At 71.6% G+C, this 22447-nt stretch carries 24 protein-coding genes; 6 read left to right on the top strand and 18 right to left on the bottom strand.

Annotation, left to right across the window (positions count from 1 at the left end; all coding sequences use genetic code 11):
- Positions 1–335 precede the first annotated feature (335 nt).
- Positions 336–1763 (bottom strand): hypothetical protein, encoded by a 1428-nt coding sequence (locus ACGF3H_RS00665; protein WP_362495475.1) that lies wholly within the window; start codon positions 1761–1763, stop codon positions 336–338.
- A gap of 279 nt (positions 1764–2042) precedes the next feature.
- Here ACGF3H_RS00665 and ACGF3H_RS00670 point away from each other — a divergent pair, with 279 nt between their 5' ends.
- A complete protein-coding gene (locus ACGF3H_RS00670) occupies positions 2043–3869 on the top strand; it encodes an endonuclease/exonuclease/phosphatase family protein (RefSeq protein WP_362495472.1) in 1827 nt (608 codons plus the stop codon).
- Between the two features lie 31 nt (positions 3870–3900).
- Here ACGF3H_RS00670 and ACGF3H_RS00675 read toward each other — a convergent pair whose 3' ends face one another.
- From ACGF3H_RS00675 to ACGF3H_RS00685, 3 genes are all read right to left on the bottom strand, one after another.
- Positions 3901–4599 carry an antibiotic biosynthesis monooxygenase gene (locus tag ACGF3H_RS00675; RefSeq protein ID WP_362495470.1) on the bottom strand — a complete coding sequence of 233 codons (699 nt, stop codon included), beginning with the start codon at positions 4597–4599 and terminating at the stop codon, positions 3901–3903.
- 147 nt (positions 4600–4746) lie between these two features.
- Entirely contained in the window at positions 4747–5250 is a 504-nt protein-coding gene (locus tag ACGF3H_RS00680) for a DUF3618 domain-containing protein (RefSeq protein WP_362495469.1), read from the bottom strand.
- Positions 5247–5666, bottom strand: coding sequence for a phage holin family protein (locus ACGF3H_RS00685; RefSeq protein WP_362495467.1), 420 nt, complete (start codon positions 5664–5666; stop codon positions 5247–5249). Before ACGF3H_RS00685 ends, ACGF3H_RS00680 begins: the two co-directional genes overlap by 4 nt.
- A 147-nt stretch (positions 5667–5813) precedes the next feature.
- Between ACGF3H_RS00685 and dapA the strand changes: the two genes are divergently transcribed.
- Positions 5814–6749: a 4-hydroxy-tetrahydrodipicolinate synthase gene (dapA, locus tag ACGF3H_RS00690; protein ID WP_362495464.1), complete on the top strand. Its 936-nt coding sequence runs from the start codon at positions 5814–5816 to the stop codon at positions 6747–6749.
- Between the two features lie 115 nt (positions 6750–6864).
- On the opposite strand, the gene ACGF3H_RS00695 is transcribed toward dapA, so the two are convergent.
- The 13 genes from ACGF3H_RS00695 to ACGF3H_RS00755 all read right to left on the bottom strand — a co-directional run bounded on the left by ACGF3H_RS00695 (position 6865) and on the right by ACGF3H_RS00755 (position 17974).
- A complete protein-coding gene (locus ACGF3H_RS00695) occupies positions 6865–8283 on the bottom strand; it encodes an ATP-binding protein (protein ID WP_362495463.1) in 1419 nt (472 codons plus the stop codon).
- 182 nt (positions 8284–8465) lie between these two features.
- On the bottom strand, positions 8466–8879 hold the full coding sequence (locus ACGF3H_RS00700; RefSeq protein ID WP_362495461.1) for a hypothetical protein: 414 nt from the start codon (positions 8877–8879) through the stop codon (positions 8466–8468).
- Between the two features lie 230 nt (positions 8880–9109).
- Positions 9110–10111, bottom strand: a complete 1002-nt coding sequence (gene dapD, locus ACGF3H_RS00705) for a 2,3,4,5-tetrahydropyridine-2,6-dicarboxylate N-succinyltransferase (RefSeq protein ID WP_362495460.1) — start codon at positions 10109–10111, stop codon at positions 9110–9112.
- Positions 10112–10482: 371 nt separating this feature from the next.
- A complete protein-coding gene (locus tag ACGF3H_RS00710; RefSeq protein WP_362495458.1) occupies positions 10483–11022 on the bottom strand; it encodes a TetR family transcriptional regulator in 540 nt (179 codons plus the stop codon).
- Positions 11022–11342: a multidrug efflux SMR transporter gene (locus tag ACGF3H_RS00715; protein WP_362495455.1), complete on the bottom strand. Its 321-nt coding sequence runs from the start codon at positions 11340–11342 to the stop codon at positions 11022–11024. The genes ACGF3H_RS00710 and ACGF3H_RS00715 overlap by 1 nt, the downstream gene beginning before the upstream one ends.
- A gap of 86 nt (positions 11343–11428) precedes the next feature.
- Positions 11429–11761, bottom strand: a complete 333-nt coding sequence (locus tag ACGF3H_RS00720; protein ID WP_362495453.1) for a metal-sulfur cluster assembly factor — start codon at positions 11759–11761, stop codon at positions 11429–11431.
- Positions 11758–12225, bottom strand: coding sequence for a Fe-S cluster assembly sulfur transfer protein SufU (gene sufU, locus ACGF3H_RS00725; protein WP_362495450.1), 468 nt, complete (start codon positions 12223–12225; stop codon positions 11758–11760). Before sufU ends, ACGF3H_RS00720 begins: the two co-directional genes overlap by 4 nt.
- 17 nt (positions 12226–12242) lie before the next feature.
- The gene (locus ACGF3H_RS00730; RefSeq protein ID WP_362495447.1) at positions 12243–13499 is read right to left on the bottom strand and encodes a cysteine desulfurase; all 1257 of its coding nucleotides are present in this window, start codon (positions 13497–13499) and stop codon (positions 12243–12245) included.
- Positions 13496–14260 (bottom strand): Fe-S cluster assembly ATPase SufC, encoded by a 765-nt coding sequence (sufC, locus tag ACGF3H_RS00735; protein WP_350721656.1) that lies wholly within the window; start codon positions 14258–14260, stop codon positions 13496–13498. Before sufC ends, ACGF3H_RS00730 begins: the two co-directional genes overlap by 4 nt.
- A gap of 7 nt (positions 14261–14267) precedes the next feature.
- A complete protein-coding gene (locus tag ACGF3H_RS00740) occupies positions 14268–14585 on the bottom strand; it encodes a non-heme iron oxygenase ferredoxin subunit (RefSeq protein WP_362495443.1) in 318 nt (105 codons plus the stop codon).
- Positions 14582–15766, bottom strand: coding sequence for a Fe-S cluster assembly protein SufD (gene sufD, locus ACGF3H_RS00745; RefSeq protein WP_362495440.1), 1185 nt, complete (start codon positions 15764–15766; stop codon positions 14582–14584). Before sufD ends, ACGF3H_RS00740 begins: the two co-directional genes overlap by 4 nt.
- A 58-nt stretch (positions 15767–15824) precedes the next feature.
- On the bottom strand, positions 15825–17246 hold the full coding sequence (gene sufB / locus ACGF3H_RS00750; protein ID WP_311572226.1) for a Fe-S cluster assembly protein SufB: 1422 nt from the start codon (positions 17244–17246) through the stop codon (positions 15825–15827).
- Positions 17243–17974: a metalloregulator ArsR/SmtB family transcription factor gene (locus ACGF3H_RS00755; RefSeq protein WP_362495439.1), complete on the bottom strand. Its 732-nt coding sequence runs from the start codon at positions 17972–17974 to the stop codon at positions 17243–17245. The genes sufB and ACGF3H_RS00755 overlap by 4 nt, the downstream gene beginning before the upstream one ends.
- A 160-nt stretch (positions 17975–18134) precedes the next feature.
- Here ACGF3H_RS00755 and ACGF3H_RS00760 point away from each other — a divergent pair, with 160 nt between their 5' ends.
- Genes ACGF3H_RS00760 through ACGF3H_RS00775 form a run of 4 tightly spaced genes read left to right on the top strand, consistent with a single transcriptional unit; the run spans position 18135 to position 21748 of the window.
- A complete protein-coding gene (locus ACGF3H_RS00760) occupies positions 18135–18947 on the top strand; it encodes an AAC(3) family N-acetyltransferase (RefSeq protein ID WP_362495436.1) in 813 nt (270 codons plus the stop codon).
- 46 nt (positions 18948–18993) lie between these two features.
- Positions 18994–19902 (top strand): ABC transporter ATP-binding protein, encoded by a 909-nt coding sequence (locus ACGF3H_RS00765; protein ID WP_362495487.1) that lies wholly within the window; start codon positions 18994–18996, stop codon positions 19900–19902.
- Positions 19899–20672 carry an ABC transporter permease gene (locus ACGF3H_RS00770; protein ID WP_362495433.1) on the top strand — a complete coding sequence of 258 codons (774 nt, stop codon included), beginning with the start codon at positions 19899–19901 and terminating at the stop codon, positions 20670–20672. The genes ACGF3H_RS00765 and ACGF3H_RS00770 overlap by 4 nt, the downstream gene beginning before the upstream one ends.
- An 11-nt stretch (positions 20673–20683) precedes the next feature.
- Positions 20684–21748, top strand: coding sequence for a COX15/CtaA family protein (locus ACGF3H_RS00775; protein WP_362495430.1), 1065 nt, complete (start codon positions 20684–20686; stop codon positions 21746–21748).
- On the opposite strand, the gene ACGF3H_RS00780 is transcribed toward ACGF3H_RS00775, so the two are convergent.
- A complete protein-coding gene (locus ACGF3H_RS00780) occupies positions 21703–22440 on the bottom strand; it encodes a nucleotidyltransferase domain-containing protein (RefSeq protein ID WP_362495429.1) in 738 nt (245 codons plus the stop codon). The two genes, ACGF3H_RS00775 and ACGF3H_RS00780, sit on opposite strands and share 46 nt — an antisense overlap.
- Positions 22441–22447 lie beyond the last annotated feature (7 nt).

The raw sequence follows: 22447 nt of genomic DNA on the forward strand, positions 1-22447 counted from the left end.
CGTGCCGCCAAGGGCGGCACGGGTGGGCGCGCCGGCACCCGGCACACGCCGGACCGCGTCACCCAACCCGGCACACGTCACCACGGGCCACCGCCCCGCGCAACCGCGGAACATCACGCCGCCCACCGCCCGGCGCAGCCGCGGGCAATCGTGCCGCCAAGGGCGGCACGGGTGGGCGCGGCGGCACCCGGCACACGCCGGGCCGCGTCACCCACCCCGCGCCCGCAGCAGCGCCGGGCACCCCTCAGGCGCCGGGCCCGCATGGCCCACCCGCCGGTCCGCTGGACCCAGGGATCCGGGACACCCGGGACACCCCCCGGTCACCCCACGCCCGCTCAACCCCCCTGCTGCGACCGCGCCTTGAACGCCGCCTTCCGCGCCTCCTTGGCCACCTTCTTGTCGGGGTGCAGCCGCCCCATCGCCTCCAGGACGTCCGCCGTGGCCGGGTGCTCCACCCGCCACGCGGTGTCGAAGAACCCGCTGTGCTGCATGGCCAGCCCCTGCACCAGGCCCCGCAGCTCCTCGGAGTTGCCCTCCGCGGCGAGCTGCGCCGCCACCGTGTCGATGGTCAGCCAGAAGACCATCTCCTGCGACGGTGCGGGCACGTCCCGGGCCCCGTGCTCGGTCAGCCAGACCCGGGCCAGGCCCCCGAGTTCCGCGTCGTCGAGGACCTCCCGCAGCGCGGGCTCGGCCCCGGCGCCGACCAGGGACAGCGCCTGCTGGCAGCGCAGCCGGCGCAGGGGCGCGCCGGCGTCCGAACCGCGGGCCGCGCCCAGGAGTTCGCGCGCCGCGGCGAGCGGTTCACGCCGGGTCAGCCACAGCTCGGTCTCGGCGTGGGCCGACGCCGGCGGGTAGGACGCCGTGCCGTCCAGGAGCGCGTCGGCACCCTTGTCCGCGAGGTCTCCGACGGCGGGCGCCTCGAAGCCGGCCTCCATCAGCCGGGCGCGCAGGGCGTACAGCCCCAGCGGGGTGAGCCGGACCATGCCGTAGCGGGCGACGTCGGTCTCGTCGACGGGCGCCGCGGGCTCCTCGTCCGCGTCGGCCATCAGCGCCTCGTCCACCGGCCGGTAGGTGACGAGGCCGACGGGCTCCAGCAGCCGGAACTGGTCGTCCAGCCGCATCATCGCGTCGGAGACCTGCTCCAGGACGTCGTTGGTGGGCTCGGCCATGTCGCTGGGCACGATGACGGACGCGGCCAGCGCGGGCAGCGGCACCGGGGCGTCGCCGGCCCCGTCCTCGCCGACGGTGAGCAGGTACAGGTTGCCGAGCACGCCGTCGAGGAACTCGGTCTCGGACTCGGGGTCCCAGCCGAGGGACGACAGGTCGACCTCGCCGCCCTCGGCCATCGCGTCGACGATGTCGTCCAGGTCGGGCACGCTCGCGTCGGCGAGCACCGTCTCCAGGGCGGTGAGCCACACGCCGAGCACGTCCTGCGGGGAGCCGCCGGTGAGCAGGGCGAGGTCCTCGCCCGTCGTGACGGTGCCCTCCTCCTCGTCGACGATCTCGACCAACCCGGTGTCCACGGCGATCCGCCACGCCTCGCTCGCGTACGCCGCGGCGTCGTCCCCGGTCAGCCCGAGCAGCTCGGCCGCGGCGGGCAGCTGCTCCTCGACGAGCCCGCCGCCGGCGTCGACCCGCGTGTCCGGCCCGGCCCAGCGGGCGAGCCTCGCGGCCCGGGAGAGCACCGGCGTGGACAGCGCGTCGCGGGCCAGCTCCGCTTCGGGTCGCAGCCGTGCGGGCGGCAGGGTGGAGCTGTCTGACATCGGCTGTTTCTCCTCGCGCGCCTCGACCGCCGTACGGCCATCCTCACCGCCGTACGGCTCAGCCGCTCAGCCTAGACGGGTTTCCACCGATGCCGCCCGGTTCATCTCCCCGTCGGACGCCGTACATGGCCGAAACCTTGACAACCGGCCTGAGCAGGCAGGAGATTGACGCGCGTAGAAAGCGGGGGGACAAGTGTTCACTCAGGTCCACGTGGGCCCTGGGGCCCCTCGCGTCGCACCCTCGTCCCGGCGCTCTGTCACGTCCCCGGAGGGATCCCGTTGGCCAGCAAGTCCTCCACGCGCCTCGCCGCGCTCACCGTCGCCGCCGTCTGCTCGGCGGCGTCCACCGTCGTCCTCACCTCGCCCGCGCACGCCGATTCGGTGCGCATCCACGACATCCAGGGCACCACCCGGCTGTCGCCGTACGCCGGCAAGCAGGTCACGGACGTGGCCGGAACCGTCACCGGTGTCCGCGGCTACGGCTCCTCCAAGGGTTTCTGGATGCAGGACACCCGGCCCGACGCGGATCCGGCCACCAGTGAGGGCGTCTTCGTCTTCACGAGCTCCACCCCGAAGGTCGCCGTCGGTGACGCGGTCACCGTCTCCGGCACGATCTCGGAGTACGTCCCGGGCGGCACCTCCTCCGGCAACCAGTCGGTCACCGAGATCACCCGCCCGACGGTCACCGTCGTCTCCGGCGGCAACGCGGTCCCGGTGGCGACGACCGTCTCCGCCCGGTCCGTGCCGCGCGCCTACGCCCCCGAGGGCGACCCGGCCGCGAACGGCTCGGTCGACGCCCTGCCGCTGCGCCCGGCGACGTACGCCCTGGACTACTACGAGTCGCTGGAGGGCATGAACGTCCGGGTCGCCGACGCCCGCGTGGTCGGCGCCTCCGACCCGTACACCGAGCTGTGGGTCACGGTGAAGCCGTGGGAGAACGCCGACCGTCGCGGCGGCACCGTCTACGGTTCCTACGGCTCCCAGAACACCGGCCGGCTCCAGATCCAGTCCCTGGGCAAGCCCGCCGACTTCCCCGAAGCCACCGTGGGCGACACCCTCGCCGGCACGACCGCCGGCCCGCTGGACTACAACCAGTTCGGTGGCTACACGCTGGTCGCGAGCGAGATCGGCGCCCTGCGGAGCGGGGGCACCGAGCGCGAGTCGACGCGCGCGCAGAGCGCCCGCGAGCTGGCGGTGGCCACGTACAACGTCGAGAACCTCGACCCGTCCGACGGCACCTTCGCCGCGCACGCCGACGCGATCGTGCACCGCCTGAAGTCGCCCGACATCGTGTCCCTGGAGGAGATCCAGGACAACAACGGCGCCGAGGACGACGGCACGGTGGCCGCCGACGTGACGGTCGGCAAGCTGATCGACGCGATCGTCGCGGCGGGCGGGCCGCGCTACGAGTGGCGGGGCATCGACCCGGTCGACAAGGCGGACGGCGGCGAGCCCGGCGGCAACATCCGCCAGGCCTTCCTGTTCAACCCGGAGCGGGTCTCCTTCACCGACCGCGCGGCCGGCGACGCGACCACCGCGACCGGGGTGGCCAAGGTGCGCGGCAAGGCGGTGCTCACGCACTCCCCCGGCCGCGTCGACCCGGCGAACGCGGCGTGGGAGAACAGCCGCAAGCCGCTGGCAGGCGAGTTCGTCTTCCGCGGCCGCACGGTCTTCGTCATCGCCAACCACTTCAACTCCAAGGGCGGCGACCAGGGCCTGACCGCGCAGTACCAGCCGCCGGCGCGCAGCTCGGAGACGCAGCGCCACCTCCAGGCGAAGGCCGTGAACACCTTCGTCAAGGAGATCCTCTCCGCCCAGAAGAACGCGGACGTCATCGCCCTCGGCGACATCAACGACTTCGAGTTCTCCGGGACGGCGAAGATCCTCGAGGACGGCGGCGCGCTGTGGTCGGCGGTCAAGTCACTGCCGCGCAGCGAGCGTTACTCGTACGTCTACCAGGGCAACAGCCAGGTCCTCGACCAGATCCTGGTCAGCCCGTCGATCCGGCGCGGCGGGCACCTGTCCTACGACAGCGTGCACATCAACGCCGAGTTCCCCGACCAGATCAGCGACCACGACCCGCAGGTGCTGCGGTTCCGTCCGTAAGCGGGTCGCGAGGTCGCGTGGGGGCGGCGGTTCAGCGGGGCACGAGGCCGAGGGCGTGGTCGTAGCGCTCGACCGTGCTGCTCTTGAGTCCGGGCCAGTTCTGTACCCGTTCCCACGCGGCCGTCGCCGAGCCGACGCCGTCGCCGGGCGCGGCGAGGGCGTCGATGTGGGCCTGGGCGCTCTCCCACTCGGCGTAGTTGAGGACCCGGGTGCCGTCGGTGCTGAGGTGGAAGTGGGCGGAGATCCCGCCGGGGGCGGGCTCGGGTTCGCTCGCCAGGGCGTCGAACACGGCGTCGACCCAGGCGCGTTGCCGGTCGGGGTCGGGGCCGTCGAACTCGATGTCGACGATGACGACGCAGCCCGGGACGGGGGCCTGGGCGCGGGTGCCGCTGCGGTGGCGCCGGTACCGGCCGAGGCTCAGCCGCTCGATGCCGGGAACGACGGTGTCGATCTCGTCCACCCTTTCCTGCCGGTGCGTCTTCACGAAGGCCTCGTAGGCGTGCTCGCTCGCCCACTGCGAGTGGTGCAGGAGCGTGCTGCCGTCGTGGCCGGTGTAGACGTGGTAGCTCACCAGGTCCTCGGCGGGCCAGGGGCGCCGCTCCCAGGTGCGGGCGATGGCCTCGACGGTCTCCCGCTGCCGGTCGGGGGTGCCGACGCGCCAGGTGCTGAAGAACGGGGCCTGCACGTCGGGGCGTTCGAGGTCGGGGTGTGCGTCGGTACGGCGGGTCATGCCGGCCTCCACTGGTCGATGGTCGTCGGGTGCACGCACCACTCTCCGACCTCGACCAAGCTTGAGGTCAAGCCCGGCCCACCGGCATCGCACAGAAACGGCGAGAGGCCCCGCTGCAGGGGGCCTCTCGTCGCACCGTCACCGGGGTCAGCAGTGCCCGTGCCGCCGGCCCCGCAGCACACCCGCCGCGATCACCGCACCGGCCGCCGCGCCGGCGACGAGCAGCGGACGCGGATGCCGCTTGCCCGCCTGGACCACGCCGCGCATCCGCTCGGGCACGCCCTGCCGGGCGCGGTCCTGGGCGGAGTGACCGGCGCGGCCCGCCTTGTCCTGCGCGGTGTGCCCCGCGTGACGTGCCTTGTCCTGCGCGGTGTGCGTGGCCCGGCTCGCCCGGTCCTGCACACTGTGGCCGGCCTGCGCGGCGGAACTGCGCAGCTGCACGGTCATGGCACCGGCCTTGTCCCTGAGGTCGGCGGCCCGGGCCTTGGCTCGGCCCTTGACGTCCGCCTTCCCCGCCAGCTCCTCCACGGTGTCCCCGAGCTGGCTGCGGGTCTGTTCGATCTGCCGTCGCAGCTCGTCGGGCCCCTTGGCCCCGGTCGGCTGCGCGGTGGAGCCGGTCCTCGCCCCGTCTCCGCTCGTCGCGTCGGTCATCGATGCGCCCTTTCCCTGATCTCGTCCACGTCGGCCCTGACACTGCCGAGGGTCTGCTCGGGCGTGGGGGGTGCGGCACGGCGGAGCTGGGCGCGGCCGGTCATGGCCAGGACGCCTGCGATCACGAAGAGCACCGCCGTCACGATGAGTGCCGCGGCCCAGACGGGCAGCGCCAGCGAGAGTGCGGCGACGCCCGTGCCGGCCAGGGCGAACAGTCCGACGTAGGCGACGGCGCCCGCGGCACCGAGCATTCCGCCGCCGCGTCCGACGCGCTTGCCCTTCTCGGCCAGCTCCACTTTGGCCAAGGCCACTTCCTGGCGCACGAGCCGGGAGAGCTGTTCGGTGGCCTGACCGACGAGTTCGCCCACGGAGTGGTGCTCGTCGTGCACTGGCCTGGTGTGCATGGTCCCGGTCACGGTGTTCCGCCTCCTCTCGGTTCGGAGGCATCCGGGTACCCCCGCCCGCCGGGCACTACCCTGGAGTCGAATCGGTCAGCTCTGCTTAAGCACACCGCGTAGCAGATTTAAGTAGAGCTACACCGTCCGTCGGCCGACACTACCCCCATGACGACTGAGAGCCCCCTCCCGCCGCCCACCCCTCCGCGCCCCTTCGGCCGCCTCCTGTGCGCCATGGTCACCCCCTTCACCGAGGCGGGCACGCTCGACCTCGAGGGTGCGCAGCTGCTCGCGGACCGGCTGGTGTCGCGGGGCTGCGACGGCCTGGTGCTGTCGGGCACCACGGGCGAGTCGCCGACCACCACGGACGCGGAGAAGGCAGCGCTGATCGAGGCCGTGCGCGAAGCCGTCGGGGACGGAGTGCCGCTGGTCGCCGGGGTGGGCACCGCGGACACCCGGCACACGGAGGAGCTGGCACGGTCCGCGGAGAAGGCGGGCGCGAACGGCCTCCTACTGTCCGCGCCGTACTACAGCAGACCCCCGCAGGACGCGCTGGAGGCCCACTTCCGGGACATCGCGGACGCCTGCGGGCTGCCGGTCATGCTCTACGACATCCCGGGCCGCACCGGAGTCCGCATCGAACCCGCCACGCTCGTCCGCCTCGCCTCTCACCCACGCATCGTGGCCGTCAAGGACTGCGGCTACGACCTCCTCGGCACCCAGAAGGTGCTCTCCCGCACGGACCTGGCGTACTACGCGGGCTGCGACGAGCAGGTCCTCGCCCTGTACGCGATCGGCGCCGCGGGCTGTGTCAGCACGGTCGCCAACGTCGCGCCGGAGCCCTTCCGGGCCGTCCTGGACGCCTTCGACGCGGGCGACACCCGGGAGGCGGCCCGGCTTCAGCTGCGCATGGTCGCCCTCATCGAGCTGATGACGGCGTCGGACCTGCCCGGCACGGTCACCGCCAAGGCCCTGCTGAACGCACTGGGCCTGCCCGCGGGCCCGGTCCGCGCACCCCTGCGCCCCGCGGACGCCGCGACGACCGCCCGACTGCTGACGGCCCACGCAGAACTCGCCCCCGACGCCGCCCGGTCCCAGACGTAGCCGTCACCGAACAGCAGCGTGCGCCCGAGCCCGGAAACACCCCGGACCGCCCTCCCCGAACACACCCACAGGGACCGCCGGAAGGGCACGTCGACCACGTACCGACCGCAGGCACTCACAGCGGCCAGGCGGTCAGCAAGTCGCCGGGGCCGTAGGCGGCATCGAGCCCCGGACAGTCGACTCCGCTGCGCGAGACCGCCACGACGGGAACCGGCGCGTCGGTGAGGGCGGCGCGGTGGCGGTGGAGAGCCGCCAGGTCGTGCCGGTCGAAGGGTGACTGCTCCAGCCACTTGACGGAGCCGACGAAGAGCAGTTCCTTGGCGACGGGACCGCGATCCGCTCCGACGATGTCGATCTCGACGTCGTTGGTGCGGGTCCAGTAGCCGCCCACCACGGGGGCCGCGGGCACCCTGTCGTCGGGCAGCATCCGCGCCAGGGCCGCGCGGACCAGGGGCTCTACGGCCCGACCGCGCCAACTGGTCCAGTTCTCCCGGATTCGCGCCAGTGTCAGATCGCCCCGCCCTCGCTCGATCTCGTCCATGGACGGGCCGAGCAGACGCAGCCAGAACCGGACGTACGGATCTGCCACCCGGTAGCGGCGGTCCTTCGAGGGGCGCAGTGACACGGGCAGCTCCCCCACCACCACCCGCTTGTCGACAAGCAGCTCAAGGGCTCGCTGCAACGGCGTGGCCCCGATGCCGCCGGCCGCACGGGCGATGTTGGTGAAGGTGCGCTCGCCACTGCCGATCGCCGCCAGGACCTTGCGCGCCTGGGCCCGCGGAGGGAATTCGGCGGCCAGTGAGCGCTCGGCCGACACCAGCAGAGACGAGACCGGGTCGCTCAGCGCCTCGCCCAGGAAGTCCCACAGCCCGGCGCCGTGCGGCCACTCCGCGCAGATCAGCGGCAGCCCGCCAGTGACCAGAGCGGCGTCGAAGGCTTCCGCCGGATCCAGCCCGAGCATCTGCCCCACCTCGGCGGGATTGAGCGGTCCCAGCACCATCTCCCGGCCACGCTGATGGAAGGGCCGGCCGTAGCTGTTCAGCGCCTCCATCATCGACAGGTCCGACCCGATGAGGACCAGCAGTACCGGCTTGGTCTCCAGCACCCGGTCCCAGGCCCGTTGCAGCATGCCCTCGAACGCGCCGTCGGCGTCCATCAGGTACGGCACCTCGTCGACGACCAGCACGCTCGCCCGGTCGGCGGGCAGCGCCGCAGCCAGCACGTCGAAGGCGGCGTCCCAGCTCTCCGGCCGAGCGGCGGCCACCAGCTGTGCCAGCGGCAGTGTCGACGCCTGAGCGTCCCGGGCCAGCCGCGCCAGATCGTCCCCGGGAGAGGCGCCGGTCGCCGCGTAGAACAGGAACGGAGCTCCGGAGCGCTCCGCGAACCGCTCGACGAGGCGCGACTTACCCACCCGGCGCCGACCGCGCAGCATCACGCACCGACCAGGCCGCTCGCCGCCCACTCCTGCCGCCACCTTCTGCAGCTCCCGCTCCAGCGTGGCCAGTTCCTGCCGCCGCCCCACGAAGTCCACCATGCTCGCGACCTCCAGCTATGACACTAACGACAGTGTTAGTAACATGAAGGTTAGTACATAGCCTCGCCATCACGACTGGCGACTCGCACCGCCATGGACCTGTGCTGCGGGAGTCGTACCGCAACGGACGGACCTCGCCTCACCCGCCGCACAGAGAGGCAACCGAGCCTCGCGGCGCTCAACTACGAGCTGGGTTCCTCGGTGAGGAGGTACAGCCCCAAGTGCTCGTGGAGAAAGCTCTCCAGCCGTGGAAGACCTACCGCGTCGGCCGGGAGATCGCCGGAACGGGGACGGTAGAGCTCGGCCAGCCGGGCCAGCAGCTCTTCGTCGAGCAACGGCGCCTGATAGCGGTCGATCGTCCCGAGGTAGAAGAGCCAGCTGTGCAGCCGGTAGGCAGGGCAGTGCCCTTGGCCCGCACGCAGACTCGCCGGCTCGTGCTCGTCATCCCAGGAACCGACGTAGAGGTACGAGGCGCGACGCAAGCTCTCGTCCAGAACGGGGGTCGGATCATCCTTGCAGTTCCAATAGATCCGAGCCTCGTTCTCAGGTATGGGGCTCGGCACGGCGGCCAGCCACAGTCGGTAGATCCCCTCCACAGCCGCAGTGTGGCATGCCGGTCCAAAGCGGAACCGGGGCTTCCCGGAGCCGTCGAAGGGCGCTCGACGACAACCAACGCTGACAGCCATCGATGGCAAGCGCCCTCCCGGGCCGTCCTCGGGCCGTGGAAGGGCGCTCAGTGTTGACCGACGTCGACAAGGTGCCGACAGCTCGCGGCAGGTCAGGGTCGTCGATCGATGAGGCGGCCGCGATTCACGGCCGTCGGTGGTCAGTTGTGGCTGTGCAGGACGTCGTTCAGGCCGCCCCAGACCGCGTTGTTCGGGCGGGCCTCGACCGCACCCGTGACCGAGTTGCGGCGGAAGAGGATGTTGGAGGCGCCGGAGAGTTCGCGGGCCTTGACGATCTGACCGTCGGGCATGGTGACACGGGTGCCGGCGGTGACGTACAGGCCGGCCTCGACCACGCACTCGTCGCCCAGGGCGATGCCGACGCCCGCCTCGGCGCCGACCAGGCAGCGCTCGCCGATGGAGATGATCACGTTGCCGCCGCCGGAGAGCGTGCCCATGGTGGAGGCGCCGCCGCCGATGTCCGAGCCGTCGCCGACGATGACGCCCGCGGAGATGCGGCCCTCGACCATCGACGTGCCGAGCGTGCCGGCGTTGAAGTTGACGAAGCCCTCGTGCATGACGGTGGTGCCCTCGGAGAGGTGCGCGCCGAGGCGGACGCGGTCGGCGTCGGCGATGCGGACGCCCTTGGGAGCGACGTAGTCCGTCATGCGGGGGAACTTGTCGATCGAGGTCACCTGGAGGTGCAGGCCCTCGGCGCGGGCGTTGAGGCGGACCTTCTCGACGTCGTCGACGGCGACCGGGCCGAGCGAGGTCCAGGCGACGTTGGCGAGGTGCCCGAAGATGCCCTCGAGGTTCTGGCCGTGCGGCTTGACCAGGCGGTGGGAGAGCAGGTGCAGGCGCAGGTAGACGTCGTGGGCGTCGATCGGCTTGTCGTCGAGCGAGGCGATGACCGTGCGGACCGCGACCACCTCGACGCCGCGGCGGGCGTCCGGACCGACCGCCGCGGTCGCGCCGCCGCCGAGCAGCTGGGCGGCCTGCTCGGCGGAGAGCCGCTCGGTGCCGGCCGGGCCGGGGCCCTCGGCAGTCGCAGCGGTGAGTTCGGGGGCGGGGAACCAGGTGTCGAGGACGGTGCCGTCGGCGGCGATCGTGGCAAGCCCGGCGGCCACGGCGCCGGTGGTGCGGGGAGCAGTCGTGTCGGTCATGAGGGCAACCTAACCGGCCGGGGGCACCCGGTGCGAACCGGCCGACAGGCCATCTCACGTGGCGAGCGGGACGCCGCCCGTGCCGCCGCGCCCGCTGCGGGCAGTCGCGCCTCCCCCTGTGCCTGAACGGCCTGGGAGGTACCCCCAGGGCGGCACGGGTGGGCGGTGGGGGTCCCCCCGCTCGAGCGAAGCCGAGAGGTGGGGAGGCACCCCGGCAGCGCCGGGCCGCGTCGCCCACCCCGCCCCGCCTCAGCCCCGGGCACCCCGTCGCGCCGGGCCACGTGACCGCGCCCGCCCCGGACAACCCGCACCGCCGGGCTACGGGGCGCCCGCGCCGGGCACCCGCACCGCCGGGCCGCGAACCCACCCGTTCACCCCGCCAGCACCCGCCCCAGCACCACCCGCGCGTACTCCTCGTCGTACGGCGCGTCCGTCAGCAGCACCTGGAGGCAGATCCCGTCCAGCACGGCCACCAGCGCCCGTGCCGTGACCGGGTCCGTGCGGGCGGCGAGGAGGGCGCCCACGCCCTCCGCCCACTCCGCGGCGACCGGACGCAGCGCCGGACGGCGCAGGGCCGCCAGGTACAGCTCGTACTCCAGCTCGACCCCCGTACGGTCGCCGGCCAGCCACTCGCCGAGGACGCGGGCGAGCTCGCCCGGCAGGTCGGCCGCGGGGTCGGACAGCGCCGGGTGCGCGGCGACGACCCGGGCGAAGCCCTCGTTGGCCTGGCGCAGCGCGGCGACCAGGAGGTCGTCGAGGGTCGCGAAGTGGTACGTCGTGGAGCCGAGCGGCACGTCCGCCTCCGCGGCGACCGTGCGGTGGCTGAGCCCCGCGATGCCCTTCGCCCCGACGACCCGGATCGCCGCGTCGATGATCCGCTGCCGCCGCTCGGGGTCGTAGCGCCGGGGCATCAGTGCGTGCCGCCCAGGTTCAGCACCACGACACCCACGATGATCAGCGCGATCCCGGTCGCCTTGGTGAGGGTCATCCCCTCCCCCATGAACGCGATCCCGATCGTGGCGATGGCCGCCGTGCCCACGCCGGACCAGATGGCGTAGGCCGTGCCGACGGAGAGGGTCTTCAGGGTCTGGGCGAGCAGCGCGAAGGAGATCAGGTAGCCGAGGGCGGTCAGCACGGACGGGCCCGGCCGGCTGAAGCCCTCGCTGTACTTCATGGCGGTGGTCCCGGCGACCTCGGCGGCGATGGCTCCGGCCAGGAGCAGGTATCCCATGTGTACGAGCGTACATAACGGGACCGGCCGCGGACAGCGGAACGGCGGCACCCGATGGGTGCCGCCGTTCTCGTACGCAGTGCTGCTCAGACGTTGAAGCCGAGCGCCCGCAGCTGCTCGCGGCCGTCGTCAGTGATCTTGTCCGGACCCCACGGCGGCATCCAGACCCAGTTGATGCGCAGCTCGCTGACGAGGCCGTCCGTGGCGGACTTGGCCTGGTCCTCGATCACGTCCGTCAGCGGACACGCCGCGGACGTCAGGGTCATGTCGACGGTCGCGATGTTCGCGTCGTCGACGTGGATGCCGTAGATCAGGCCCAGGTTGACGACGTCGATACCCAGCTCGGGGTCGACGACGTCCATCAGGGCCTCGCGGAGCTCCTCCTCCGAAGCCGGCTTGATCTCCACGGTCTCGCTCATGCCGTCGTCTCCTTCTCGGCTTCGGCGTCCAGCGCCTGGGCCGTCGCGTCCTTCCAGGCCATCCAGCTCAGCAGGGCGCACTTGACCCGGGCCGGGTACTTCGACACCCCGGCGAACGCGACCGCGTCCTCCAGGACGTCCTCCATGGCGTCGTCGGGCTCGATCTTCCCCTTGGACTGCATCAGCTCCAGGAAGGTCTCCTGGATCTTCTGCGCCTGGGCGAGGTCCTTGCCGACGAGCAGGTCGTTGAGTACGGAGGCGGAGGCCTGGCTGATCGAGCAGCCCTGCCCCTCGTACGAGACGTCGCTGATCGTCGTGCCGTCGTACTTCACGCGCAGCGTGATCTCGTCGCCGCACGTCGGGTTGACGTGGTGCACCTCGGCGTCGCCATCCCTCAGACCACGCCCGTGCGGGTGCTTGTAGTGGTCCAGGATGACTTCCTGGTACATGGAGTCCAGCTTCATGCGATTCGCTCGTCCCGTCAGCCGAAGAAGTTCCGTACGTGCTCCAGGCCGTCGACCAGCGCGTCGATCTCGGCCGGCGTGGAGTACAGATAGAACGACGCTCGCGTGGTCGCAGGAATTCCGTACCGCAGGCAGACCGGCCGCGCGCAGTGGTGGCCGACCCGGACCGCGATGCCCTGCTCGTCCAGGACCTGGCCCACGTCGTGCGGGTGGATGTCACCCAGTGTGAAGGAGATCGCGGCGCCGCGCTCCTCGGCCGTGGTGGGGCCGATGATGCGCAGGTCGGGGACCTCCAGCAGCCGCTTGACCGCGTACTCGGTCAGCGCGTGCTCGTGGGCGAGGATCCTGTCCATGCCGATCGAGCCGAGGTAGTCGATCGCCGCGCCGAGACCGACCGCCTGCGCGATCGGCGGCGTGCCCGCCTCGAACTTGTGGGGCGCCGGGGCGTAGGTGGAGGAGTGCATCGAGACGGTCTCGATCATCTCGCCGCCGCCGAGGAAGGGGGGCAGGTCCTCCAGGAGTTCCTGGCGGCCCCACAGGACGCCGATGCCGGTCGGACCGCACATCTTGTGGCCGGTGAAGGCCACGAAGTCGGCCTGGAGGGCCTGCACGTCCAGCGGCATGTGCGGCGCGGCCTGGGAGGCGTCGACGCAGACGAGCGCTCCGACCTCCTGGGCGCGGCGCACGATCGCCTCGACCGGGTTCTGGGTGCCCAGGATGTTGGAGACCAGCACGAAGGAGACGATCTTCGTCTTCTCCGTGATGACCTCGTCGATGTTCGAGAGGTCCAGGCGGCCGTCGTCCGTGAGACCGAACCAGCGGAGCTTCGCGCCCGTGCGCTGCGCGAGCAGCTGCCACGGCACGATGTTGGAGTGGTGCTCCATCTCCGTGATCACGATCTCGGTCTCGTGGTCCACGCGGTAGGGCTCGTCGGCCCAGCCGAGCATGTTCGCCACGAGGTTGAGGGACTCCGAGGCGTTCTTGGTGAAGATCACCTCGTCGCGCGACGGTGCGTTGATGAACTCCGCGACCTTGTCACGCGCGCCCTCGTACAGCGCCGTGGCCTCCTCGGCGAGGACGTGCACGCCACGGTGGACGTTGGCGTTGTGCTGCTCGTAGTACTCGTCGAGCACGTCGATGACCTGGCGCGGGGTCTGCGAGGTCGCGGCGTTGTCGAGGTAGACGAGCTTCTTGCCGTCGTGGAGCACGCGGTCCAGGATCGGGAAGTCCTTGCGGATCGCCTCGGTGTCGAGGAGGCCCGGCAGCTGTGTCACGCGGATGCGCCACCCTTCGTGTAAGCCTCGTAGCCCTCTTCCTCCAGCTTGTCGGCGAGCTCGGCGCCGCCGGACTCGACGATGCGGCCGGCCGAGAAGACGTGGACGTAGTCGGGCTTGATGTAGCGCAGGATGCGCGTGTAGTGGGTGATCAGCAGGGTGCCGACCTCGCCGGTCTCGCGGACGCGGTTGACGCCCTCGGAGACGACGCGCAGCGCGTCGACGTCCAGGCCGGAGTCGGTCTCGTCGAGGATGGCGACCTTCGGCTTGAGCAGCTCGAGCTGGAGGATCTCGTGGCGCTTCTTCTCACCGCCGGAGAAGCCCTCGTTGACGTTGCGCTCGGCGAAGGCGGGGTCCATGTTGAGGCGCTCCATGGCCTCCTTGACCTCCTTCACCCAGGTGCGCAGCTTGGGGGCCTCGCCGCGGACGGCGGTCGCGGAGGTGCGCAGGAAGTTGGAGACCGAGACGCCGGGGACCTCGACCGGGTACTGCATGGCCAGGAACAGGCCGGCGCGGGCACGCTCGTCGACGGACATCTCGAGGACGTCCTCGCCGTCGAGGGTGACGGTGCCGCCGGTGATCGTGTACTTGGGGTGACCCGCGAGCGAGTAGGCGAGGGTCGACTTGCCGGAGCCGTTGGGGCCCATGATGGCGTGCGTCTCGCCCTGCTTCACGGTGAGGTCGACGCCCTTGAGGATCTCCTTCGTGGCGTTGTCGGCCTCGACGGTGACGTGCAGGTCTCGGATTTCAAGCGTTGCCATGGGTGCCTCAGGACTCCTGGGTGAGGGAGACGAGCACGTCGTCCCCTTCGATCTTTACGGGGTATACGGGGACGGGGCGCGTCGCCGGAAGACTGTCGGGCTTGCCCGAGCGCAGGTCGAAGCGCGAGCCGTGCAGCCAGCACTCGATGTGGCAGTCGTCGACCTCGCCCTCGGCGAGGGAGACGTTCGCGTGCGAGCAGATGTCGTGGATCGCGAAGACGTCGCCCTCGGTCCGCACGACGGAGATCGGCGTGCCGTCGAGTTCCACCCGCTTCGGGGTGTCCTCCTCCAGCTCGTCCGCTCCACAGACGCGTACGAAGGTCATGCGACCGACGCCTCCAGCTCCTCTTCGATCTTGGCGACCAGACGCTCCTCGATGTCCGGGACGCCGATCTGCTGGACCAGCTCGGCGAAGAAGCCGCGGACCACCAGACGGCGGGCGTCGATCTCGGGGATGCCGCGCGCCATCAGGTAGAAGAGCTGCTCGTCGTCGAAGCGGCCGGTGGCGGAGGCGTGGCCGGCGCCGACGATCTCGCCGGTCTCGATCTCCAGGTTCGGCACCGAGTCGACCCGCGCGCCGTCCGTGAGGACGAGGTTGCGGTTCATCTCGTAGGTGTCGGTGCCCTCGGCCGCGGCCTCGATGAGCACGTCGCCGATCCAGACCGCGTGCGCGTCGTCGCCCTGGAGCGCGCCCTTGTAGACGACGTTGGACTTGCAGTGCGGGACGTTGTGGTCGACCAGGAGGCGGTGCTCCTGGTGCTGGCCCTTGTCGGTGAAGTACAGACCGAACAGCTCGGCCTCGCCGCCGGGGCCGGCGTAGGCGACGCGCGGGTGCAGCCGCACCAGGTCGCCGCCGAAGGTGACCACGAACGACTTGAAGGTGGCGTCGCGGCCGACCAGCGCGTTGTGCTGGCCGACGTGCACGGCCTTGTCGTCCCAGTCCTGGACGGAGACGACGGTCAGCTTGGCGCCGTCGCCCAGGACGTAGTCCACGTTGGCGGCGAGCACCGCGTCACCGGTGTGGTCGATGACGACCACGGCCTCGGCGAAGGCACCCAGTTCGACGACCTGGTGGGCGTAGGCGGTGCCGCCCTGGCCGTGCACGGCGATGCGGATCGGCTCGGTGAGGACCGTCTCCTTGGGGACGGTGATCACGCCGGCCTTCTCGAACGCCGAGTACGCCTGCGCCGCGACCCGGTCCACCGGGGCGCCCGCCCTGCCGATGCGCGCGTCGTCACGGCCGACGGTCTCGACGACGACGCCCTCGGGGGCGTCGACGTCGACCTTCACGCCGTCGCCGGTGGCGGCCGCGGTGCCGTCGTGCAGCCCGCGCAGCCGCTCCAGCGGCGTGAACCGCCACTCCTCCTCACGGCCGTGGGGGACCGGGAAGTCCGCCACGTCGAAGGACGCGGGGGCGCTCATGCGTGTGGCGACGGTCGACTCGGCGGCCACCGCGATCTGGCCCGCGGTGGTGGACCCCACGGGGATGTTCTGAGCCTCAGCCATGGCTGTCGGTCTGCTCTCTTCCTACGTCAGAAATCTGGCGGCTGCTGGGGGGCGGGTCTTAGCCGACCGCGCCTTCCATCTGCAGCTCGATCAGCCGGTTGAGCTCGAGGGCGTACTCCATCGGCAGCTCCTTGGCGATCGGCTCGACGAAGCCGCGCACGATCATCGCCATCGCCTCGAACTCGCTCAGACCGCGGCTCATCAGGTAGAAGAGCTGGTCCTCGGAGACCTTGGAGACGGTCGCCTCGTGTCCCATGGAGACGTCGTCCTCGCGGACGTCCACGTAGGGGTACGTGTCGGAGCGGGAGATGGTGTCGACGAGCAGCGCGTCGCACAGCACGTTCGACTTGGAGCCGTGGGCGCCCTCGCCGATCTCGACGAGACCGCGGTAGGAGGTGCGGCCGCCGCCGCGCGCCACGGACTTCGAGACGATGTTGGAGGACGTGTTCGGCGCCATGTGGACCATCTTGGAGCCGGCGTCCTGGTGCTGGCCCTCGCCCGCGAAGGCGATGGACAGCGTCTCGCCCTTGGCGTGCTCGCCCATCAGGTAGACGGCCGGGTACTTCATCGTCACCTTGGAGCCGATGTTGCCGTCGATCCACTCCATGGTCGCGCCCTCGTACGCCACGGCGCGCTTGGTGACCAGGTTGTAGACGTTGTTCGACCAGTTCTGGATGGTCGTGTAGCGGCAGCGGGCGTTCTTCTTGACGATGATCTCGACGACCGCGGAGTGCAGCGAGTCCGACTTGTAGATCGGGGCGGTGCAGCCCTCGACGTAGTGCACGTAGGCACCCTCGTCGACGATGATCAGGGTCCGCTCGAACTGGCCCATGTTCTCCGTGTTGATGCGGAAGTAGGCCTGCAGCGGGATCTCCACGTGCACGCCCTTCGGCACGTAGATGAAGGAGCCGCCGGACCACACGGCGCTGTTCAGCGAGGCGAACTTGTTGTCACCGACGGGGATGACGGTCCCGAAGTACTCCTTGAAGAGCTCCGGGTGCTCCTTCAGGGCGGTGTCGGTGTCCAGGAAGATGACGCCCTGCTCCTCCAGGTCCTCGCGGATCTGGTGGTAGACGACCTCGGACTCGTACTGGGCCGCGACACCGGCGACGAGGCGCTGCTTCTCCGCCTCGGGGATGCCGAGCTTGTCGTACGTGTTCTTGATGTCCTCGGGCAGGTCCTCCCAGGACTCCGCCTGCTTCTCCGTGGAGCGCACGAAGTACTTGATGTTGTCGAAGTCGATGCCCGACAGGTCCGAGCCCCAGTTCGGCATGGGCTTCTTCTCGAAGAGGCGCAGACCCTTGAGGCGGAGCTTGGTCATCCACTCCGGCTCGTTCTTCTTCGCGGAGATGTCCCGGACGACGTCCTCGTCGATGCCGCGCCTGGCAGAGGCGCCGGCCGTGTCGGAGTCGGCCCAGCCGTATTCGTACTTGCCCAGGCCCTCGAGCTCAGGGTGAGCAGTCTCCGTGGGGAGAGTCATGCGGGGTTCCTCCCGGCCGTGCTTGCAGATGCGTTGTCGATGGTCTTGGAAGTCTTGGGAACGTACGTGGTGCAGACGCCGTCACCGTGCGCGATGGTCGCCAGCCGCTGCACATGTGTACCGAGCAGCTCGGCGAAAAATTCCGTCTCCGCCTCGCACAGCTGCGGGAACTGCTCGGCGACGTGGGCGACCGGGCAGTGGTGCTGGCAGAGCTGCTCGCCCTGCTGGGGCCGGGGCGCGCTGCGCGCGGTAGCAGCGTACCCGTCCGCGCTCAGGGCCTTGGCCAGGGCTTGCGTGCGCTGCTCGGGGGCGGCGCCCTCGACGGCCTTGCGGTACGCACCCGCCTGGGCGGCGATCCGGGCGCGGGCGAAGGCGGCGATCGCCTGCTCCCCGCCCTCCCGCTCGGCGATCCAGCGCATGGCGTCCACGGCGAGCTTGTCGTACGACTGGTCGAAGGCGTCACGGCCGCAGTCGGTGAGCGCGAACACCTTCGCGGGGCGCCCGCGCGTGCGCGTGCCGTAGACCCGCTGTTCACGGGCTTCCACCACGTCGTCGGCGACCAGGGCGTCGAGGTGGCGCCGGACGGCGGCCTGGGTCAGGCCCAGGCGCCCGGCGAGCTCGGCGACGGTCGAGGGCCCGTGGTCCAGGATGGAGCGCGCGACTCGGTTGCGGGTGGACCGCTCACCGGTCGCGAGTTCCTCCTGGGGAGCCTCGCCAACGTTTTTCACAACGCCATTGTTGCGTAATTCCTCAGGGGCGGGCAAGCCGCGTCCGGACGGCCCGAAGGTGCCCTGCGTCACTTAGGTATACCTAAGATGACCTGCGGAAACGATCTTTGATCGATCAAACCGCTGGCGTCCCGGGCACGCTTCCGCCAGACTCGCCCGCATGCCCGCACCCGCTCCGACCGGCCCGCTCGTCACCCGCGGCACGATCGCCGCCGGGCTGCGCGAGCTGGGCGTCCGGACCGACGACACCCTCCTCGTGCACTCCTCCCTCAGCTCCCTCGGCTGGGTCTGCGGAGGCCCCGTCGCGGTGGTCCAGGGACTCCTGGACGCGCTCGGCCCGGACGGCACCCTGGTGGTTCCCACCCAGACCGGCGACCTCTCCGACCCGGCCCTGTGGAGCAGTCCGCCGGTGCCCGCGGAGTGGTGGGACGGCATCCGCGCCGCGATGCCCGCCTACGACCCGCTGATCACGCCCTCGCGCGGGGTCGGGGTGATCCCCGAGACCGTGCGCACCTGGCCGGGTGCCCTGCGCAGCGCGCACCCGCAGACGTCCTTCGCGGCGGTCGGCCCGCGCGCCGCCGAGGTGGTCGAGGGGCACGCGACCGACTGCCGGCTGGGCGAGCGCAGCCCCCTGGCGACCCTGGAGCGCCTGGGCGCGCGGATACTCCTGCTGGGGGCGGGCTACGACGCCTGCACCGGCTTCCACCTCGCCGAGTACCGGATCCCCTCCCCGCTGGTCGAGGTGGGGCGGCCGGGACCGGTGGGCTGGGAGCGGGTGACCGAGGTCTCCATCACCTCGGAGCGGTTCGACGAGCTGGGCCACGACTTCGAGCGGGACCGGCCCGTCGTCCGCGGGCGGCTCGGCGCGGCCGACGTACGGCTGTTCCCGCTGGCGGACGCGGTCGCCTACGCCGAGCGGTGGCTGCCGCTGCACCGTCCCCGTGCGGAGGACATCGCGCACCCCCGCGCCTGAGCCCTCGCGGGCGTACCTAGACTCGTGACCCATGCGAAGCGAGCCCGTGGTCCAGGTCCAGGCCCTGGTGAAGCGGTACGGCACGAAGACCGCGGTGGACGGCCTCGACCTGGTGGCCCGGGCGGGCGTCACCGCCGTACTCGGCCCGAACGGGGCCGGCAAGACGTCCACCGTCGAGATCTGTGAGGGGTACCGCAGGCCGGATTCCGGGACGGTGCGCGTGCTCGGCCTGGACCCGGTGCGGCAGGGACCCGAGCTGCGTCCCCGGATCGGCGTGATGCTCCAGTCCGGCGGCGTCTACTCCGGCGCCCGCGCCGACGAGATGCTGCGCCACGTCGCCAGGCTGCACGCCCAGCCCCTGGACGTCGACGCCCTGATCGAGCGGCTCGGTCTCGGCTCCTGCGGCCGGACGACGTACCGCAGGCTCTCCGGGGGCCAGCAGCAGCGGCTCGCCCTCGCGATGGCCGTGGTCGGACGCCCCGAGCTGGTGTTCCTGGACGAGCCGACGGCCGGCCTGGACCCGCAGGCCCGCCGCGCCACCTGGGACCTCGTGCGGGACCTGCGCGGCGACGGCGTCTCGGTGATCCTCACCACGCACTACATGGACGAGGCCGAGCAGCTGGCCGACGACGTCGCGATCATCGACGCCGGCCGGGTCATCGCCCAGGGCTCGCCCGAGGAGCTGTGCCGCGGCGGCGCCGAGAACACGCTGCGCTTCACCGGCCGGCCCGGGCTCGACGTGGCCTCGCTGCTCAAGGCCCTGCCCCCGGACTGTTCGGCCGCCGAGCTGACGCCGGGCTCCTACCGCGTCGTCGGCAGGGTCGACCCGCAACTGCTGGCCACGGTGACCTCCTGGTGCGCCCAGCACGGCGTGATGCCGGACCGCATCTCGGTGGAACGGCACACCCTGGAGGACGTCTTCTTGGAGCTCACGGGCAAGGAGTTGCGCGCATGACCACGACCACCGGCACGTACACCCCCCGGCCCGGCTCCGCGCCGCTCGCCCGGATGATCGCGACGCAGGCCGCGCTCGAGACGAAGATGCTGCTGCGCAACGGCGAGCAGCTGCTGCTGACGGTGATCATCCCGACGCTGCTGCTGGTGCTGTTCAGCTCGGTCGACATCGTCGACACCGGCGAGGGAGAGGCCGTGGACTTCCTCGCCCCCGGCATCCTGGCGCTGGCCGTCCTGTCGACGGCGTTCACCGGGCAGGCCATCGCCACCGGCTTCGAGCGCCGCTACGGGGTGCTGAAGCGGCTCGCCGCGTCACCGCTGCCACGCTGGGGCCTGATGGCCGCGAAGACGGTGTCCGTGCTGGTCACCGAGGTCCTCCAGGTGGTCCTGCTGACCGCCATCGCCTTCGCGCTGGGCTGGTCGCCGCAGGGCAGCCCCTTCGCGGTGCTGCTGCTCATGGTGGCCGGGACGGCGGCCTTCTCCGGGCTCGGGCTGCTCATGGCGGGCACGCTCAAGGCGGAGGCCACGCTCGCCGCGGCCAACCTGGTCTTCCTGCTGCTGCTGGTGGGCGGCGGCGTGATCGTGCCGCTGTACAAGTTCCCCGGCGCGGCGCAGGACGTGCTCGGCCTGCTGCCGGTCTCCGCCCTGTCGGACGGGCTGCGCGACGTGCTGCAGCACGGGGCCGCGATGCCGTGGGGCGACCTCGGGATCCTCGCCGTGTGGGCGGTGGCGGGGCTGGCGGCCGCCGGGAAGTTCTTCCGCTGGGAGTAGGAGGAGGCGCGATGAGCGACCCTCGTGAACGCGTGCACAAGCGGCCGCCTACGATGGACCGCGTGCCAAACGTGACCCGCGCCGACGCCGCAGCCGCGGTGCGCAACCCGCTCGCCTTCATCGCCGCGCGCTGGACCCCGGAACCCCGGACGGTCCAGCGGGCGGCCTTCATCGCCCTCGCCATGGCCGTGGTCATCGTGGTCACCGGCGGTGCCGTCCGCCTGACCGGCTCCGGCCTCGGCTGCCCGACCTGGCCGAAGTGCACCGACGACTCGCTGACCACCACGAGCGCGATGGGCTTCCACGGCGTCATCGAGTTCGGCAACCGCATGCTCACGTACGTGCTGTGCGCCGCGGTCGGCTGGGCGATCATCGCCGCGCGGTCCCAGAAGCCGTACCGGCGCAGCGTGACCCGGCTGGGCTGGCTGCAGTTCTGGATCGTCATGGGCAACGCGATCCTCGGCGGCATCGTGGTCCTGGTCGGCCTGAACCCGTACACCGTCGCCGCGCACTTCCTGCTGTCGACCGCGCTGATCGCGGTGGCGACGGTGATGTGGCAGCGCACCAGGGAGGGCGACGCGGCACCGCGCCCCCTGGTCGGCAAGGCCGTCGAGCAGCTGGTGTGGGTCCTGATCGTCGTCTCGGCCCTGCTGATCGCGGTCGGCACGGTGGTCACCGGCGCCGGTCCGCACGCGGGCGATTCCAGCGACGTCCCGCGGATGCCGGTCGACTGGGAGATGATCGCCAAGGGCCATGCCGTTCTGGCGTGGATCGTGGTGACGCTGACGTTCGCGCTGTGGTTCGTGCTGAAGGCGGTCGACGCGCCCAAGGGGCCGCTGGCCCGCACCCGCGACCTGTTCCTGATCCTGCTCGCCCAGGGCGTCATCGGCTACGTGCAGTACTTCACCGACCTGCCCGAGATCCTGGTCGGCCTGCACATGTTCGGCTCGTGCCTGGTGTGGATCGGGGTGCTGCGGGTGCTGCTGGCGCTGCGCGAACGCCCCGAGGAGACGGCGACCGGGCTGCCCGTTCAGGAGTACGAGGCCACCAGCGTGTCGATGGCCGGCCCCAGGTAGTCCCGGGTCAGCTCGGCACGGCGGGCGGTCCACCCGTCGGCGGGCGGCGCGGGAGTGCCGTAGCGGCGCCGGGTGATGTCCTCGACGACCTCGCCGGGCGCGCCGAGGCCGGGCAGTTCCGCCAGGGCCTGCCGCTTGGTGATCAGGCTCCCGTCCCGCAGCGTGACGGTGGCGCGGGCGAAGGTGAGCAGGCCCAGGTCGACCCAGCCGTCCTGGCGCCACAGCTCCGCCTTGCGCACGGCCGGCCGCCAGTAGTCCCGCTCGTTGCGGAGGACGTACTCGGCCAGCTCCGCGTCCGGCACCGGCGGCAGCAGGGCGTCCGGCGACTCGCCGTACAGGACGCGCCCGAAGCTGTGCAGCTCCCGCCGGGTGACCGGGGTGACCGTCCGTTTGAACAGCTGCCGGTGGGCCCAGGTCAGGTGTCGCTGCTCGGGGTCCGCGGCGGTGTCGGGGGACAGATAGCTGCAATGCAGCTGCCCGGCCAGGGGCCGGTCGCGCAGGCGGGCGTGGAGCTGCCCCAGCCGCCAGGCCGTACGGGTGGTGGCCGGCGACGGCAGGACCACGATCAGGTCGAGGTCGCTGCGGCCCTCCTGGTAGTCGCCCGCGCCCAGTGAGCCGTGGGCCCAGACGGAGACGGGGCCTAAGGGCATCAGGCCGGTGAGGAAACGGTCGAGCAGCGCGTCGGTCGGCATCGGATCA

This window comes from Streptomyces sp. NPDC048185, assembly GCF_043202495.1.
Lineage (GTDB): Bacteria > Actinomycetota > Actinomycetes > Streptomycetales > Streptomycetaceae > Streptomyces.